The sequence below is a fragment of the Lutibacter sp. genome, from assembly GCF_021647475.1.
Classification (GTDB): domain Bacteria; phylum Bacteroidota; class Bacteroidia; order Flavobacteriales; family Flavobacteriaceae; genus Lutibacter.
Genome location: NZ_JAKIUR010000055.1, coordinates 1 through 18,342, shown reverse-complemented (window position 1 = coordinate 18,342; position 18,342 = coordinate 1). Strand labels below are relative to the sequence as shown.

Annotated in this window: 16 protein-coding genes; 8 read left to right on the top strand and 8 right to left on the bottom strand. The window is 28.0% G+C overall.

Features of this window, described 5'->3' with window-relative positions; translation table 11 throughout:
- Positions 1-422: 422 nt before the first annotated feature.
- The 8 genes from gmd to L3J60_RS11445 all read right to left on the bottom strand — a co-directional run bounded on the left by gmd (position 423) and on the right by L3J60_RS11445 (position 9,108).
- Entirely contained in the window at positions 423-1,535 is a 1,113-nt protein-coding gene (gmd, locus tag L3J60_RS11480; RefSeq protein WP_291975683.1) for a GDP-mannose 4,6-dehydratase, read from the bottom strand.
- Positions 1,536-1,783: 248 nt separating this feature from the next.
- A complete protein-coding gene (locus L3J60_RS11475; protein WP_291975682.1) occupies positions 1,784-1,954 on the bottom strand; it encodes a glycosyltransferase in 171 nt (56 codons plus the stop codon).
- Between the two features lie 41 nt (positions 1,955-1,995).
- Complete coding sequence (locus L3J60_RS11470) at positions 1,996-2,955, bottom strand: hypothetical protein (protein ID WP_291975681.1); 960 nt, start codon at positions 2,953-2,955, stop codon at positions 1,996-1,998.
- A 4-nt stretch (positions 2,956-2,959) separates the two neighbouring features.
- Positions 2,960-4,144, bottom strand: coding sequence for a glycosyltransferase (locus L3J60_RS11465; RefSeq protein ID WP_291975680.1), 1,185 nt, complete (start codon positions 4,142-4,144; stop codon positions 2,960-2,962).
- A gap of 3 nt (positions 4,145-4,147) precedes the next feature.
- Positions 4,148-5,377 (bottom strand): glycosyltransferase, encoded by a 1,230-nt coding sequence (locus tag L3J60_RS11460; RefSeq protein ID WP_291975679.1) that lies wholly within the window; start codon positions 5,375-5,377, stop codon positions 4,148-4,150.
- Positions 5,378-5,454: 77 nt separating this feature from the next.
- Positions 5,455-6,114 (bottom strand): methyltransferase domain-containing protein, encoded by a 660-nt coding sequence (locus L3J60_RS11455; RefSeq protein ID WP_291975678.1) that lies wholly within the window; start codon positions 6,112-6,114, stop codon positions 5,455-5,457.
- 12 nt (positions 6,115-6,126) lie between these two features.
- Entirely contained in the window at positions 6,127-7,413 is a 1,287-nt protein-coding gene (locus L3J60_RS11450; protein ID WP_291975677.1) for an ABC transporter ATP-binding protein, read from the bottom strand.
- Positions 7,414-8,238: 825 nt separating this feature from the next.
- Positions 8,239-9,108: an ABC transporter permease gene (locus tag L3J60_RS11445; RefSeq protein ID WP_291975676.1), complete on the bottom strand. Its 870-nt coding sequence runs from the start codon at positions 9,106-9,108 to the stop codon at positions 8,239-8,241.
- Between the two features lie 449 nt (positions 9,109-9,557).
- Between L3J60_RS11445 and L3J60_RS11440 the strand changes: the two genes are divergently transcribed.
- From L3J60_RS11440 to L3J60_RS11405, 8 genes are all read left to right on the top strand, one after another.
- Positions 9,558-10,631 carry a DUF3810 domain-containing protein gene (locus L3J60_RS11440; protein ID WP_291975675.1) on the top strand — a complete coding sequence of 358 codons (1,074 nt, stop codon included), beginning with the start codon at positions 9,558-9,560 and terminating at the stop codon, positions 10,629-10,631.
- 23 nt (positions 10,632-10,654) lie between these two features.
- Positions 10,655-11,461: an RNA methyltransferase gene (locus L3J60_RS11435; protein ID WP_291975674.1), complete on the top strand. Its 807-nt coding sequence runs from the start codon at positions 10,655-10,657 to the stop codon at positions 11,459-11,461.
- Positions 11,462-11,465: 4 nt separating this feature from the next.
- Complete coding sequence (locus L3J60_RS11430; RefSeq protein WP_291975673.1) at positions 11,466-12,698, top strand: M48 family metallopeptidase; 1,233 nt, start codon at positions 11,466-11,468, stop codon at positions 12,696-12,698.
- A gap of 43 nt (positions 12,699-12,741) precedes the next feature.
- Positions 12,742-14,958 (top strand): RelA/SpoT family protein, encoded by a 2,217-nt coding sequence (locus tag L3J60_RS11425; protein WP_291975672.1) that lies wholly within the window; start codon positions 12,742-12,744, stop codon positions 14,956-14,958.
- Between the two features lie 100 nt (positions 14,959-15,058).
- The gene (locus L3J60_RS11420; RefSeq protein ID WP_291975671.1) at positions 15,059-15,502 is read left to right on the top strand and encodes a transcriptional repressor; all 444 of its coding nucleotides are present in this window, start codon (positions 15,059-15,061) and stop codon (positions 15,500-15,502) included.
- Between the two features lie 11 nt (positions 15,503-15,513).
- Entirely contained in the window at positions 15,514-16,785 is a 1,272-nt protein-coding gene (locus L3J60_RS11415; protein WP_291975670.1) for an adenylosuccinate synthase, read from the top strand.
- Positions 16,786-17,225: 440 nt separating this feature from the next.
- The gene (locus tag L3J60_RS11410; protein WP_291975669.1) at positions 17,226-17,696 is read left to right on the top strand and encodes a hypothetical protein; all 471 of its coding nucleotides are present in this window, start codon (positions 17,226-17,228) and stop codon (positions 17,694-17,696) included.
- 4 nt (positions 17,697-17,700) lie between these two features.
- Positions 17,701-18,102, top strand: a complete 402-nt coding sequence (locus L3J60_RS11405) for a hypothetical protein (protein ID WP_291975668.1) — start codon at positions 17,701-17,703, stop codon at positions 18,100-18,102.
- Positions 18,103-18,342: the final 240 nt, after the last annotated feature.

The following is an 18,342-nucleotide window of genomic DNA, read 5'->3' as shown; positions in this document are numbered from 1 at the left end:
ACTACTTGATGTCATTGATGTAAATTATTGATTATCAGTATAATATACAAATAATTAATAACTTTGACAACTATAAATCAACTGATTATCTAGCTTTTATCAAAGAAAAAGTGTGAGTTTGCCCTGTTTTTGGGTAATGTTTTTATTAGGTTCTGCGATGTATATTCATGAGTTTGCCACAGTCGTACCTCCTTCGCAAAGACGTTTTATTCTTACTTCTCACTTCTTCAGAACTGTTCTTGATACTCTTGTATTCCGATGCTCTTCATACAAACATTCGTACTAACGTTCTATTTATGAGTTTGCCACAGTTGTGCCTCCTTCGCAAAGACGTTTCATTCTCAACTTTTCACTTTTCAAAACTGTTCTCGATACACTTGTATTCCAATACTCTTCACACAAGCACTCGAACTGACGCTTTGCTACTCATTATAATCTAACGTATCGTGTCCTCCTTCTTGTAAATATTTTTCCTTTTTAAAATGTTTTATATCTGCTTCCATCATTTCTTTAATAAGGTCTGCTAATTTATATTTTGGTTGCCAATTAAGTTGTTCTCTACATTTTGTAGCATCACCAATTAACATATCAACTTCGGTTGGACGATAATAAGTAGGATCTATTTTTACTACGGTTTTTCCTATTTCTAACTGATACTCAGAATTTGAACAAGATTTAATGCTCCCTATCTCCTTTTCTCCTTCACCTGTAAATTCTAATACAATGCCTACTTCTGCAAATGACATAGTAATAAAATCACGTACCGAAGTGGTTACTCCAGTAGCAATCACAAAATCTTCAGCTTTTTTTTGTTGTAACATTAACCACATAGCTTCTACATAATCTTTTGCGTGTCCCCAATCTCGTTTAGCATCTAAATTACCAATATATAAGGTGTTTTGCATTCCTAAGGCAATTTTTGATGCTGCTCTGGTAATTTTACGAGTTACAAAGGTTTCGCCTCTAAGTGGAGATTCATGATTAAATAAAATACCATTACAAGCATACATTCCGTAGGCTTCTCTATAATTTACGGTAATCCAGTAGCCGTACATCTTGGCTACTCCGTAAGGGCTACGAGGATAAAAAGGTGTTTTTTCGGTTTGTGGTGTTTCTTGTACCATTCCAAACAGCTCTGATGTAGATGCTTGGTAAATTCTGGTTTTAGTTGTTAAGCCCAATAAACGAACCGCTTCTAAAATACGCAAAGTTCCTAAACCATCTACATTGGCGGTATATTCGGGTGTGTCAAAACTTACTTTTACATGAGACATTGCTCCCAAATTATAAATCTCATCAGGTTGTATTTCTTGAATTATACGTGTAAGGTTTATAGCATCTGTTAGGTCTCCATAATGCAGAATAAACCTTCGTTTTTTTTCATGAGGATCTTGGTATAAATGATCTATACGGTTGGTATTAAACGATGAACTTCTTCGTTTTATACCGTGTACTTCATAGCCTTTATTTAACAATAATTCTGCTAAATAGGCTCCGTCTTGTCCTGTAATTCCTGTTATTAGTGCTTTTTTCATATTGTTGCTAATTCAATAAGATTTATAAAATCAATTCCAAATTTATGAATATTAATTTTATAATCAATTTGCATTTTATTTTTTGGTGAATTATATGATATTTTTCTAACAATATACTTAATTGATTTTCGTTTTCTCGTTCAAAAAAATCACAATTATTTTGTATTTGTTCCTTATGTACATCTAAATCTAAAAGTAATATATGCTTATTCAAAGCTTTTGAATCTTCGACAACTGTACTCCATCCCTCAAATAGTGAAGGCTGAATAACTGAAATTGAATTTTTTAAGATTAATAATTGCTACGCTATTATCTAAAGAATTACCATCAATAACAATATATTCAAAATTTCTCCAAATTTGATTTACAACACTTTGCATCGTTTTTTTTAAACCAAGTGTATTGTTATAATTTATCATGATAATTGATAGTTTTAAACCCATATTTTATTCTACCTAGTTTACCAATAACAACCATTTTCAACATCCTTAAAATTATTTGGCTTCTCGGATGAATCAGGTCTAACCCAATAATCATTTATATACATAGATAGATTGTATTCCGTTTCCCAACGCCTACCAATAATACCAAAAAGTAATTGCACTCCTCCTCCAATATGAATTGACTTTTTACCCATTCTTTTAATAAAAGCTGCTAAAGGTAAACCATAAGCTCCACAACCAATAATTGCAATGTCAAAATTTATTTTTGAAATATCTTGTTGCATACTCTCTAATGCTTCAAACCAATTTGTAAAATCTAAAGATTCAAAATTACCTGCTATAGATTGTACAGGTTTATAAGTAATCAAATTAAACTCAGGTAACACATTTTCATTTTTAAACAATAATGTTCTTTTCTTATACTGTCTTTCTATACTTTTTACAAAAGGGTGTATAATCAATATTTTTTTTTCTTTTAACACTTTACTCCAAGGATCAGTATGATTAAATGAATTTAAATCATTAAATTTTATTTTAATAGCACCTTCAAGTTCTTTAATAAATTCATTTTCATAGTCAATTATTGATCCTAATATATCAATATCTTTAATGTCAGAAAGAATTAATTTAGAAAATTTATCTAAATTTTTATCTGTTGCAGGAAAAAAACCTGCATTATGTTGTATATTATGCTTCATTTTAGGTGTATATCCAAAACCATCTATATCTCCAATTATATATTTCAAATACTTTTTCATAATATTGCTTTGACTTAACTTATAAATATAAACACAACTAAATTCAGTATGTCCAAGTCTTGAAATCATACAAGGCTCTTTAGAATTTAGTTTATTATAAATTAAATCTGAAGATTCTTGACCAGTAAATTGTGGAGGTATTCGATTAGAAAAAGTACGTATTTTTAAACCAAATATTTTACCATAAAATTTTCGTAATATAAACAATAACAATTTCATATTATTAATATTTTAATAATGATTTATACAAGTCAATATAATCGTTTACTTTATCAACTATATTAAACCTTTCTCTGATATCTTCTATAATTATATCATCACTAAATTCCATGTTTAAAGCTTCATTTATTGCTTGAGCTAGACTTTCTACAGTAAAATCTCTTGCCAACACCCCATTTTCATTTGGTCTAATAATATCTAAACTACCACCATTAGGAAATGAAATAACTGGTACACCACAAGCTAATGCCTCAATTGTTACCTGCCCAAAAGCTTCTTCAATTGAAGACATTAAAAAATAATCAGATGCACTATATAATACAGGTAATAGTCTTTCATCAGTTACAGATCCAACTGATATAATTTCTTTTGGCAACTTACAACTTGAATTTCCAAATATTACAATTACTGTTTCTTTTAAATCAATCTTATCTAACGCATCAAGTGCCAATTCTAGACCTTTACGCTTAGTATTTAACCTATCTGCACCTATGAGGATTATTTTTTTTTCTTGAGGTAAATTAAATATTTTTCGGGATTCGATTTTATTTAATTTTTTAAAAACATTAAAATTTACGCCATTATGTATCATTGTTTTTTCAAAACGTTCTAATAACTTACTCTCATTGGCTTTACCTTTTACCCATTTAGATATTGGGACAAAAGTTATATCTACATTTTTAAGTGCCTTTTTTCTTATACTATAATTTTTATTTAATACTTTTTCCAATTTTTTAAAAGGAAAGCCTACTTCATAGTGATAACCACCACCACAAGCATATAAATCAGGCATTCTCCAAACTATTGGTTTTGTATTATTTGCAAAAAAGGAAGGTTCATCCAAAAAAGTAGAAACCCAATTTAGTTGAATTATATCAGCTTCCTTATACAAAGGATGATTTAATATATTATGTTTAGAGTTAGGAAATGATAACATTTCTACACCATCAAAAGTTGAAATATCAAATTTATTATTCTTGTGAACAAATATTTTTCCAATTTTATTAATAACCTTATCTAAAAATGTAAGTTTATCTACTTTAAATTTATATGTGTTTTTAATATTCCTTTTTTTATTTAATAAAAGAATTTTAGAATCAATACCTCTTTCTAATAAGCCCAAATGAATTCTAATACATGCAATTGCTGCACCACCTTCATCCATTGTGTTTATATGTAGAATTTTCATATACTATAATTTGTAATAATTTACTAATTTGTTACATAAAATTTTAGAATCATAATTTTTTACAATAAAATTTCGTCCTTCTAATCCCATTGAATCTTTTAATTTAGAATTTTTTATCAATTCTTCAATTTTATCTACAAATCCTAAAATATCTTTTTGTTTAACAACAAATCCTGTTTTATTTTCAATTAGCCCATATTTCATACCTCCAGCATCAGATACGATTACAGGTAACTGCATAGCTTGTGCTTCTTGAATTACCAATCCTTGATTCTCAGCCCTACCTGTACTTTCATCTTCAATGCCTGGCATCAAAAATAAATCTGTATCATCCATAATTGATATTATATCTTCTTGGCTTACAGCCCCCATCATTGTTACACTATTTTTAATATTATATTTATTAATTTGGTCAATTATTTGTTGCTTTAATTCACCTTCTCCAATTATTGTTAAATGAACATTATACTTTTTATCAATCAAAACCTTAACAATCTCAATTGCTAAATTAGGAGCTTTAAAAGGTACTAATCTCCCACAAAATAATATTTCTGTTTTGGTCGAAGCTGATTTTAATATTTTTTTTTTATTGAATTTTTGAGTATCCAAACCTACTGGTAAAAATTTAAATTTTTTAGTTACTTCAGTTATTTTCCTAATAATATTAATCGAATATGTTGAATTATATGTGAATAAATCTATATTTTCAAATAATATTTGATAATTTTTTTTGTAATCTTCAACTTTACTAGGATCTATATCACAACCGTGAAATGAGGTTACTAGCTTTTCATCCATTAAAAATCCATCTCTTTTCAATTGGGAAATAAAAATTCCTAATTGTGCAAAATGACAATGAATTATATCAAATTTATTATTTTTTAAAAACCATTGATTCTTGAAGAAATAATTTAATGACAAGGCTTTTTTCCCATACTTAAAAAAATTAAAAACTTTGATAACTTTGGAGTAATTATAATCTTCTTTCCTTTTAAATATAAATTTAATAATATATAATAATCGCCTTATCTTATTTTTAGGCTCAGGAATCCAATAATTAACTTTATCTAGTAAATTATATTCTAAAATTGAATTATGTATTATTTCGTTTTCATTTTTATTAAAAGCCAAAATGGTAATTTCATGACCACAATCAATTAGAGAGCAAATTTGATTAACAATAAATGTTTCTGAAACAACCGGAAAGGAATTTAATACAAAAGCAATTTTCATAATCTTATTTTATTAAACTAACTCATAAAAGTTAAAGATAATTACAATCATTAAATTTTCAATTTAGACTTTTCATTTTAGTAAATTCTCTTGTAAATAAAAAAATCTGACATTGAAGTTCCTTTTGGGTCATTTTCATTAAATGGATATATATTTTTAATAAAATCAATTTGCTTAAATTCATCCTTCAAATTAACATCAATCCAATCAGTAAATTTTCTGCACCTAACATGTTTAGCAATATATTTATCGTAATTACTTGAATAAATTATTACATATTTTGTAGAAGCAGAAAATAAGTTATACATATAATCAGAAAATATATCATTTTCTAATAAATGAAATATAACATCTAAAGAAAGTGAAAGTTCTGCTTGATAATTTTGCTCTAGATATTTATTGTAAGTATAAAATTTCTTGGAATTATCACCATTATACATCTTTTTACATATTTCTATTGCTTTATCCGAAACATCAATACCTATATAATTATCATATTTTGCCAATTTAAGCTGATTCCCATCTCCACATCCAAAATCAATAATTGTTCTAATATTTTTTTTAGTAATAAAGTCGTTTACCACTTTTGCCTTAAATATAGAAAGATTTCCATAAGAGCCAAAACCTGAATTCTCATTCGATAAATATCGATTTTGCCAGTATTTTTTTGAACTCGAAAAATATTTATTGCTCTTACTAAGTACAAATAGTGTTCTTATTTTTTTATATAATTTCATAGATAAAATATATTAACTTTCAAAGTATCCTATTAAAATTGCTTGATTCAAACTTCTATTTATTTTTCCAACATTATATATATCTCTAGGCAAAATATTTATTGAAGCAACATTATCCATCATATCTAAAAAATTTTCTTTTCTCGTTCCTCCTTCTGCAATTACTACTCTAATATTATATTCTCCTCCTCTTAAAAACAGTGAAGGAATTCTTAATTTTAAATTGTTAGAATCCTTTAAATTATCAAATTCAGCCCCCATTTCATCACTTGAAAAAAGTAAAATTGTATTTTTTCTACTATCTTGAAATGCAATGGATATAATTAACTTATCAAAATTGACTTTCTCAAAAATATCAATTTCCACTACAATATTCAGTTCATCACCAGACAAGATACCTAAAACTTCTTCCTTGTTTCTATTTAAAAATTTTAAATTTTTTATCTTTATTTTGCCAGATCCAATCCTATCTGTTCTTTCAAGTGGTAATAAATTTGTCTGTGATCTGCTTTTTAATAAATAAAAGTCGATACATTTATCTATCTCCCCCTCAAAAACAACTCCACCATTCTCCAACACAATACCTTTAGTACACAAACTCTTTACAGCTGCCATATTATGACTTACAAACAAAACGGTTCTACCTTCTCCTTTAGAGATATCTTGCATTTTACCAATGGCTTTCTTTTGAAATTCGGCATCACCAACCGCTAAAACTTCATCCACCACTAAAATATCAGGTTCTAAATGTGCGGCTACTGAAAATGCTAAACGAACGGTCATACCACTAGAATAACGCTTTACAGGTGTGTCAATATAACGTTCACAGCCAGAAAACTCAACAATTTCATCATATTTTGAATTAATTTCTGCTTTGGTCATTCCTAAAATAGCACCATTTAAAAAAATATTTTCTTTACCGGTAAGCTCCGGGTGAAATCCGGTACCAACTTCTAATAAAGACGCTATGCGTCCTTTAGATTTTATACTTCCTGTTGTTGGCCCTGTAACTTTTGATAGTATTTTTAATAAGGTAGATTTTCCTGCTCCATTTTTACCAATAATGCCTAGTACTTCTCCTTTTTTCACTTCAAAATTAATATCTTTTAATGCCCAAACATAATCGGAAGTTCCTTTAGTAGCACGGTCATTTACTTCCCCTATTTTTAAAAATGGGTCTTCTTTTCCTCGTATCTTGTGCCACCAACGGTTTAAATCGTGGCTTATGGTACCTGTACCAATTGTGCCTAATCGGTATTGTTTGGAGAGGTTTTCTATTTTTAATATGGTGTTACTCATTTAACTTCATTTATATTTTTTACCCGTCATTGCGAATGTAATGAAGCAATCTGTTTCTTATTTAAAAGATTACTTCGTCGTTACTCGCCTCGTAATGACGTTAATTTCATCATTGCGAATGTAATGAAGCAATCTGTTTCTTATTTAAAAGATTACTTCGTCGTTACTCGCCTCGTAATGACGTTAATTTCATCATTGCGAATGTAATGAAGCAATCTGTTTCTTTATTTACAGATTACTTCGTCGTTACTCGCCTCGTAATGACGTTAATTTCGTCATTGCGAATGTAATGAAGCAATCCGTTTCTTATTTAAAAGATTACTTCGTCGTTACTCTTCTCGTAATGACGTTAATTTTGTCATTGCGAATGTAATGAAGCAATCTGTTTCTTATTTAAAAGATTACTTCGTCGTTACTCTTCTCGTAATGACGTTAATTTTGTCATTGCGAATGGAATGAAGCAATCCGTTTCTTATTTAAAAGATTACTTCGTCGTTACTCGCCTCGTAATGACGTTAATTTCATCATTGCGAATGTAATGAAGCAATCTGTTTCTTTATTTACAGATTACTTCGTCGTTACTCTTCTCGTAATGACGTTAATTTCGTCATTGCGAATGTAATGAAGCAATCTGTTTCTTTATTTACAGATTACTTCGTCGTTACTCGCCTCGTTATGACGTTAATTTCGTCATTGCGAAGTTTTTGATAAAAAACTGTGGCAATCTAAACTTTTATAGTGAGATAACCACGTCGTTTTTGCTCCCTGTCTGCCGACCTTTATACTTTATACTTTTTCCTTTATTCCCCTTTTGGGGTTAGGGAGCTACACCGTATCAATAAAACTTTTTTCCGTTCTGTTAAATATTAATAAACCTACAAAAAATATGATAATGGTGGTTATAACTGAATACATAATTCCGTAAAAATCAAATTTACCATCATTTAATAACATAATTCTGGAAGTTTCTATAATGTGTGCCATTGGGTTGTACTCTACTATCCAAGAATAATCTGCTAATTTTTCTTTTATTAAAGAAATAGGATACATTACTGCTGATACATACATTAATAATTGCACTCCAAACCCAACTAAAAAGGTTAAATCTCTATATTTTGTAACCATCGATGAAATAATCATACCTAATCCTAAACCAAGCATTCCCATTATAATTATTAATAGTGGATATAATACTACCAATTTGTTAGGAAATATAGCATACCCACTATAAACGTAATACACATAAAAACCAATAAATACGCCTAATTGAATTACGAATTTTAATAAATTAGAAATTACAATACTCATAGGCATAATAATGCGAGGAAAATAAACTTTACCAAATAAACTGGCATTCTTTTTAAAAGTATCGGAAGTTGCGGTTAAAGATTCTTTAAAATAATTCCAAGAAGTAACCCCAGCTAAATTGAATAAAAACGGCGGAATGTTCCCCGTATCAATACCCGCAATTTTATTGAATATTATAGTAAATATTATCGATGTAAACAGTGGTTGAATCAAATACCAAAGTGGTCCCAAAATGGTTTGCTTGTATAAAGTAACTACATCGCGTTTTACAAATAACATCAATAAATCACGATATTGCCAAACTTCCTTTAAATTTAAATTGAAGAGTTTGTTTTTTGGAGTTATTTCAAATAACCAATTTTCTTTATTTGATTTCTGATTATTCATTAATTAAGCAACAATTATTTTTTTGGGTTATTGTTATTATTTGCCGTAAATATAGCATATTGCTTTAGAATTTTAAAATTAATTTTAAGAGTTTGTTTTGTTACATCATTACGAGGAGTATATAACAAGGTAATCTATTTCTTAGTATGAGATTACTTCAATCGTACCTCTTTCGTAATGACGTCATTGCGAATGAAACGCAGTGAAGTGAAGCAATCTGCTGAGAATAACGTTATTTTAGTTTCGTCATTGCGAGGAGTATATAACAAGGTAATCCATTTCTTAGTATGAGATTACTTCAATCGTACCTCTTTCGTAATGACGTCATTGAGTGATTTTTGATAAAAAATTACTCGAACTGATGTAACAGTAAGTTTAAAGAGTCAAAATGTACAACGAGTTAACTAAATAAGTAACTATACTACTTTTAATTTTTATATTTGTGACGTATGAAACAGGCAAAAGTTTATAAAATTCTGACTATCATTTTAGTTATTCAATGGGCATTTATTCAATTATTAGCAATGTATCCAAAGCTAATTGAAGCTTTTTATACAAATGGATTGTATAAAATTATTTCAAATTTATTAAGAATTGTTTTTGGATGGATTCCTTTTTCAGTTGGAGATATTTTTTATTTTGTGCTAATTCTTTTAATATTTAAGAATCTATATAATTTATTAAAAAATAAAAAATTTCATTTTAAAACATTTTTTTTTAAAACTTTAGGAATACTTTCTGTAGTTATTTTCTTTTTTAATTTTAATTGGGGTTTAAATTATTTAAAACTTCCTTTAACTTCTGTGTTAAACATTTCTAATTCTAAGTATTCAACAACTGAATTGGTTGATTTTACAAAGAAATTAATCATTAAAACAAATGAAATTCAACAACATATCACTAAAAATGATACTGTAATTGTAGCAAATCCATATCCAAAAAAAGAGCTTCGCATTATGGCTTTTGATGCTTATAAACAATTGGCAAAAGAAAATGATACTTTTACATACAACCACTTTTCAGTTAAAAGTTCCTTGTTTAGTGTGCCATTAACTTATATGGGATTTGCCGGATATTTAAATCCGTTTACTAATGAAGCACAAGTAAATTATTTAATTCCTAAAAATTCTTATCCAGCAACCGTTTGTCATGAAATGGCACATCAAATTGGAATTGCTTCTGAAAGTGGTGCAAATTTTGTTGGTTACTTAGCTACAATAAATTCTAAAGATTCTTATTTTAATTATGCGGGTTATTTAATGGCTTTAAAATATTGTTTATATGAACTTTACAATAAAAATCCGAAGGAATATAAATTGCTTAAAACTTCTGTAAATAAAGGAATTTTAAAAGATATTCAACAAAATCAAACCTTTTGGAAAAAATATCAAAACTGGAGTGAAAAATATTTTAAAAGTTTCTACAATTCTTTTTTAAAAGCAAACAAACAAAAAGATGGAATAAAAGGATACAATAAAGTAGTATTCTTATTAATTAATTACTATAAATCTCATCAATTATAGCGAATAAGGTTTATTTTCGCACTATGCACAAACAAATTACAAGTCCACAAAACAGTTATATTAAAGAGCTAATTCAACTTAAAGAAAAGTCGCGTTTACGAAAAAAAACAGCTACATTTTTAATTGAAGGATTGCGTGAAATCTCCTTAGCTTTAAAAGGAAATTATACTATTAAAACTTTGCTGATTGACGTTTCAATTTTTGATATTAATTTGATTGATAGTTTATTAGAAAACAAAAATGATACTGTTGAAATTATTGAAATTTCAAAAAATGTATATAAAAAATTAGCTTTACGAACTACCACTGAAGGAATTTTAGCTGTTGCTAAAACCAAAAAATTAAATTTAGATAGTCTTACATTTAAAACTAAAAATCCATTAATTTTGGTAGCTGAAGCACCAGAAAAACCAGGTAATATTGGCGCTTTATTGCGTACCGTTGATGCCGCTGGTTTAGATGCAGTTTTAATTGCCAATCCTAAAACGGATATGTACAATCCAAATATTATTCGTTCAAGTGTTGGCTGTATTTTCACCACTCAAATTGCTACAGGATCTACTTCTGAAATTATACAATTTTTAAAAGATAATAATATAAATATGTATGGTGCAGCTTTAACTGCTTCCGTAGCGTATCAAACCGTAAATTATACAAAACCTACTGCCATAATAGTTGGCACAGAAGCCACAGGATTAACGGATGAATGGCTTTTAAATACCACTCAAAATATAATTATTCCTATGAAAGGAGAAATTGATTCTATGAATGTTTCCGTGAGTGCAGCAATCATTATTTTTGAAGCAATTAGACAACGAAATTTAAAATAACCTTATGAATCCAACTACTTTATTTTATATTTTAATAGCCATTATTGTGGCAAAATATCTTTTTGACACCTTCTTAGATTCTAGAAATGCTAGTCATTTTAACGATGCAATTCCAAAAGAACTAAATGATATTTATTCAGAAAAAGAATACATTAAATCGCAAAACTACAAGAAAGTTAATCATAAATTTTCATTAATTACAAGTACATTTTCCTTAATTGTTACCTTACTTTTTTTTGGGATTGATGGTTTTGCAATAGTTGATTCTATTGCCAGAAGTTTTTCTCAAAATGAAATTATAATTGCACTTATATTCTTCGGAATTATATTTTTTGGAAGTGATATATTAAACATTCCTTTTTCCTATTACAAAACTTTTGTAATTGAAGAAAAATTTGGTTTTAATAAAACCACGTTAAAAACTTTTGTTTTAGATAAAATTAAAAGTTGGCTTATGTTAATACTAATTGGTGGCGGAATTTTAGCACTTATTACTTGGTTTTATCAAATTACCACGATTAATTTTTGGTGGTATGCATGGATTTTAATTAGTGGATTTAGTATTTTATTAAATCTTTTTTATGCTAAATTAATTGTTCCCATTTTTAATAAACAAACACCTTTAGAAGATGGAGAATTAAAAACTGCTATTGAACAGTTTGCTTCTAAAATCGGATTTAAAATTCAAAATATTTATGTTATTGATGGTTCAAAACGTTCTTCTAAAGCAAATGCCTATTTCTCTGGCTTTGGAAGTCAAAAACGTATTACTTTATATGATACTTTAATTAAAGATTTAACCACTGATGAAATTGTAGCCGTTTTGGCACACGAAGTTGGCCACTATAAAAACAAACACATTATTTATAATATGATTTTATCAGTTTTATTAATGGGCTTCACCTTATATATTTTATCTTTATTAGTTGGTAATTTAGCCTTATCACAAGCTTTAGGAGTTAGTACTAATAGTTTTCATATTGGCTTAATTGCATTTTCAATATTGTATAGTCCTATTTCTGAAATTACAAGTTTTTTTATGAATATATTATCTAGAAAGTTTGAATATCAAGCCGATAACTATGCCAAAACCCATTTTACTTCATCTTCATTAATTTATGCCTTAAAAAAATTATCTAAAAATAGTTTAAGTAATTTAACTCCTGATAATCTGTATGTTAAAATACATTATTCTCATCCAACCTTACTGCAGCGTATTCAAAATTTAAAAAAATAATTTAGTCGTTGCCTATTAAATTTTAAAATAGTATTTTTAATCTATGACGTACAACTTAAGCACAGAAGAAGAAAATAAAGAAATTACCAAGCGATATAAAGATTTGCTTAAAGGTGCGTATCAAACTTTTACTACTACCGATAAAAAAGAAATAAGAAAAGCTTTTGATATTGCTCTTGAAGCTCATAAAAATCAACGAAGAAAAACAGGAGAACCTTATATTTTTCACCCAATAGCTGTTGCTAAAATTGTAGCTTATGAAATTGGATTAGGAGCTACTTCAATTATTTCAGCTTTATTACATGATGTTGTAGAAGATACGGATTACACCATTGAAGATATTGAGCAGTTATTTGGAGAAACTGTTGGTAGAATTGTTAATGGACTTACTAAAATTTCACATCTAAAAAAAGATAAAGACACTTCTTTACAAGCAGAAAATTTTAGAAAAATGCTACTTACTTTAAATGATGATGTAAGAGTAATTTTAATCAAAATTGCAGACCGTTTGCATAATATGAAAACAATGGATGCAATGCCAATACATAAGCAGTTGAAAATTTCATCTGAAACCTTATATATTTATGCACCTTTAGCACATCGTTTAGGTCTGTATAACATTAAAACTGAGTTAGAAAACCTAGGTCTTAAATACACAGAACCAGATGTTTATAATGATATTAAACAAAAAATAACTCAAAGTAAAGAAGAACAAGATAAATATATAGAATCGTTTTCAAACATTATTAAAATATCTTTAGATAAAGAAGAATTTAAATATATAATTAAAGGAAGACGAAAATCTATATATTCTATCCGTAAAAAAATGCTCACTCAAGGTGTAACCTATGATGAAGTTTACGATAAGTTTGCCATTAGAGTTATTTATGAATCTACCTTAAAAGATGAAAAATTTGATGCTTGGAAAATATATTCAATTGTAACAGACCATTTTAGACCAAATCCAAGTAGGTTAAGAGATTGGATTAGCCAACCTAAATCTACTGGTTATGAATCCTTACATATAACGGTAATGGGACCAAAAGGAAAATGGGTTGAAGTACAAATACGATCTGCTAGAATGGATGAAATTGCCGAAAAAGGATATGCAGCTCATTATAAATATAAAAACCAAAATGAACGCGAAAGCGGATTAGATGATTGGCTTAATCGCATTAAAGACTCCTTAGAAAATCCAAGTGGTAATGCTATTGACTTTGTTGAAGATTTTAAATTAAATTTATATGCAAAGGAAATATTTATTTTTACACCAAATGGCGATTTAAAAGCACTCCCAAAGAATGCCACTGCATTAGATTTTGCTTTTGCCATTCACTCTCAAGTTGGAATGAATTGTAGAGGAGCTAAGGTAAATGGCAAGTTAAAGCCCATAAGCCAGGTTTTAAAAAGTGGTGATCAAGTTGAAATTATTACCTCTAAAATTCAAAAACCAAGTTTTGGATGGTTAGATTTTGTAGTAACTGCCCGTGCAAGAACTAGAATTAAAAATGCATTAAAGGAAGATGAAAAGTTAATAGCACAGGAAGGAAAAGAAATTTTAATACGAAAATTAAGGCATCTTAAAATTAAACTTTCTGAAAAAGTAGTTAATGATTTGGTTAGTTATTTTAAATTAAACACAAGTCTAGATTTATTTTTTAGAATTGGTAGCGGTTCTATTGATAATAAACAACTAAAAGAGTTTGCCGCACAAAAAAATAATGCTATTGTAAATTTTTTTAAAAACAGAATTAAGCGTAGTCCAAAACTCAATCAAATTGATAAAGATGAAGTAACTGAAAAATTTGATTCATTAGTTTTCGGAAAAGATGAAGAGCAATTGGAATACAAAAAAGCACCTTGCTGCAATCCTATTCCTGGAGATAAAGTTTTTGGATTTATAACTATAAATGATGGTATAAAAGTACATAAAACCGATTGCCCAAATGCTGTAAGTTTACGTTCAAACTATGCTTATAGAATTATTTCTGCAAAATGGATTGATTCTACAAAGCAAGAATTTAAAGCCATTTTAAAAATACATGGAATTGACCATGTAGGAATGGTAAATGAAATTACACAAATTATATCACATAATATGAATGTAAATATCCACAGTTTAAATATTTCTGGGGATGATGGTATTTTTGAAGGAAAAATACTATTAAGTGTTAAAAATAAAGCACAACTTGAAAAATTAAGTGCCAGCATTAAAAAAATTGAAGGAATTAATAAAGTCGATAGAATTTACAAATTATAACTATTAACAATACAAAGTTGAAAACTACATTAATAAGTCAAATTATATTTAAAAATTAAAAGTAACTTTGTAACAACAGCTAAAAGCTCAAAAGTATTTTATGAATAAAGAGAATCAAAATATTGTAAAAAGCGTTTTTATTAATTTTTTAGAATCAAATGCACACAGAAAAACACCTGAACGATTTGCCATATTACAAGAAATTTATGATTTAGATGTTCATTTTGATATTGAATCACTTTATATTCAAATGAAAAATAAAAATTATCGGGTTAGTAGAGCAACACTATATAACACCATAGAATTACTTTTAGAATGTGGTTTAGTTAGAAGACATCAATTTGGTCAAAACCAATCCTATTACGAAAAATGCTACTTTGACAAACAACATGATCATATTATTTTAACAGACACCAGTGAAGTTATTGAATTTTGTGATCCAAGAATAGAAACCATTAAAAAAACGATTGAAGATACTTTTGATATTAAAATTCATAACCACTCTCTTTATTTTTACGGAATAAAAAACAACAAAAACAACTAATATCTATTTAAATGAATGTAAATTTATTATTGGGCTTACAATGGGGCGATGAAGGCAAGGGTAAAATTGTAGACGTTCTAACAACTAATTATGACTTAATTGCTCGATTTCAAGGAGGTCCAAATGCCGGTCATACTTTAATGTTTGATGGTCATAAACACGTATTACATACTATTCCTTCAGGTATTTTTCACAAAAAAGCAAAAAATATTATTGGAAATGGAGTAGTTATTGATCCTGTAATTTTTAAAAAAGAAATTGATGATTTAGCTAAATTTAATTTAGATATTCCTTCAAAACTTTTTATTTCAAGAAAAGCACATTTAATATTACCAACTCATAGATTATTGGATGCGGCAAGTGAAACTTCAAAAGGAAAAGCTAAAATTGGCTCTACTTTAAAAGGTATTGGACCAACTTACATGGATAAAACAGGCAGAAACGGCATGCGTGTAGGTGATTTAGAACTTTCTAACTGGAAAGAGAAATACAAAACTTTAGCCGCAAAACATTTGAAAATGTTAGCATTTTTTGATGTAGATATTCAGTTTGATTTAGCAGAATTAGAAACTGAATTTTATGAAGCTATTACCGTTTTAAAAACAATACCTTTTATTGATAGTGAAGAATATATTAATAATGCACTAAATAATAATCAATCCATATTAGCAGAAGGAGCTCAAGGTTCACTTTTAGATATTGACTTTGGAACCTATCCGTTTGTAACTTCTTCAAACACAACTGCCGCAGGTGCTTGTACTGGCTTAGGTGTTGCTCCTAGTAAAATAGGTGAAGTATTTGGTATTTTTAAAGCATACACAACACGTGTTGGTTCAGGACCTTTTCCTACAGAATTGTTTGATGAATACGGTAAAAAAATGGCAAAAGTTGGAAATGAATTTGGTGCAACAACAGGAAGACCAAGAAGATGCGGTTGGCTAGATTTAGTAGCTTTAAAATATGCTGTTCAAATTAATGGAGCCACACAATTAATGATGATGAAATCCGATGTCTTATCTGGTTTTGATAAAATAAAAGCCTGTACTTCATACAATTATCAAGGTGAAGAAATCACACATTTACCATATAATATTGAAGCACACAACGTAACGCCTAATTTTACTGAATTTGAATGTTGGAATGAAGATTTAACTTCTATCTCAAACTTTGATGGATTACCTAAACAACTGAAATCTTATATCAAATTTATTGAAGATTTTGTTGAAGTTCCAGTTAAAATTGTTTCAGTTGGACCAGACCGAAAACAAACTATTTTAAGATAATCTTTTAGAAAGATAATTATAACAAATGGCGTAGAAGTACTATTTTAGTATAAAAAATTCATTGTGCATTTTAATTCTTTAAACTTACTGTTAACCTGAGTTCGATGTAAGAAAATAAATACGGGGTTGAAAATCAACAAGCTACGTCATTGCGATGAATGAAGCAAAGCGAAATGAGGAAGCAATCTCATTTTTATGAAAAGATTACTTCAAATTATGGCACTACATTTATAATTTTCGCAATGAAATTTTGATTTTCAGTTATTTAAAGTAAATCCTTAGGTCGAACTCAGATTGTTACATCATAATGCACAAAGGGTTAATGTTAATATAATTGTAAAAGTTGAACAACCACTTTAAATCAAGTAGTAAAATCACTAAATTCGCATATAACATTTAAATCTTGAAAATCTGAAAAAATTAATTTTTATTTAATTTTTATGATAACTATTAATATTCCAAACAAAAAAATAATTCAAGCAAAACACCTAGTACTTGATTATAATGGAACTATTGCTATTGATGGAACTCTAATATTTGGAGTAGAAGAAAAATTAAACTTCTTAGCCAATACTATCAATATTCATGTAATTACTGCTGACACTTTTGGTAAAGCACAGCAAAACCTTAAAAATACTCATTGCAAATGCACCATAATTAAAGGACAGAAACAAGCAATATATAAACAGAAATTTATAGCTACCCTTGGTTCAAAAAATGTTATTGCAATAGGAAATGGTTTAAATGATAGCTTAATGCTAAAAAGTGCCGTACTAGGTATTGTAGTTATTCAGGATGAAGGTGCATCTATAAAAACAATGGTTAATGCAGATATTATTTGTAAAAATATTTTAGATGCACTTGATTTACTTAGTAATCCGTTAAGAATTTCTGCAACCTTAAGAAATTAATTCTATGAAAAAAATAGCACTTTCCGATAATCATAAAAGAGTACTTGAATCTTCTATCTACTTAATAGAAAAATTATCTTTAGAACTTGAACAAGAATTAAATGGTAGTAACAATAAAATTATGAATAACGTAATTAATGATGAAGACGAAAAAAAAATTTATCATATAAATTTATTGATTCAAGAGATAAAAGCTGAAATTAATTTTATAACTATTAAATACAATCTTAAACCTGTATCACATAATTTATCACAATTTATTGATTCTCGTAAAGCAAAAATGTGGGAAATTTTATGTGATACTAAACCTGAAAAACTAAAAGGCTGGGGTAATTTTCCTAAAAAATATTCAAAGGAATTAGATTCTGATGTTGATAAACTATTAAAGTTAGTAGAAAGTATCTAATTAAAATTATAGAGGTCCTTAGGTAGTTACATAACTAAAAAAAAATAGTTATTTCATTATCATTTTCACCTCTAATTAAAACTAAAAATCTTTTTAAATGCAATGAATTTACAAACCTGAGTTCGATGTAAGAAAATAAATACTGGGTTGAAAATCAACAAGCTACGTCATTGCGTATTCTATGACTCCACCAAATATATTTCAAATATTTTCAGGCAGCATATTTTAGTATATCTACAT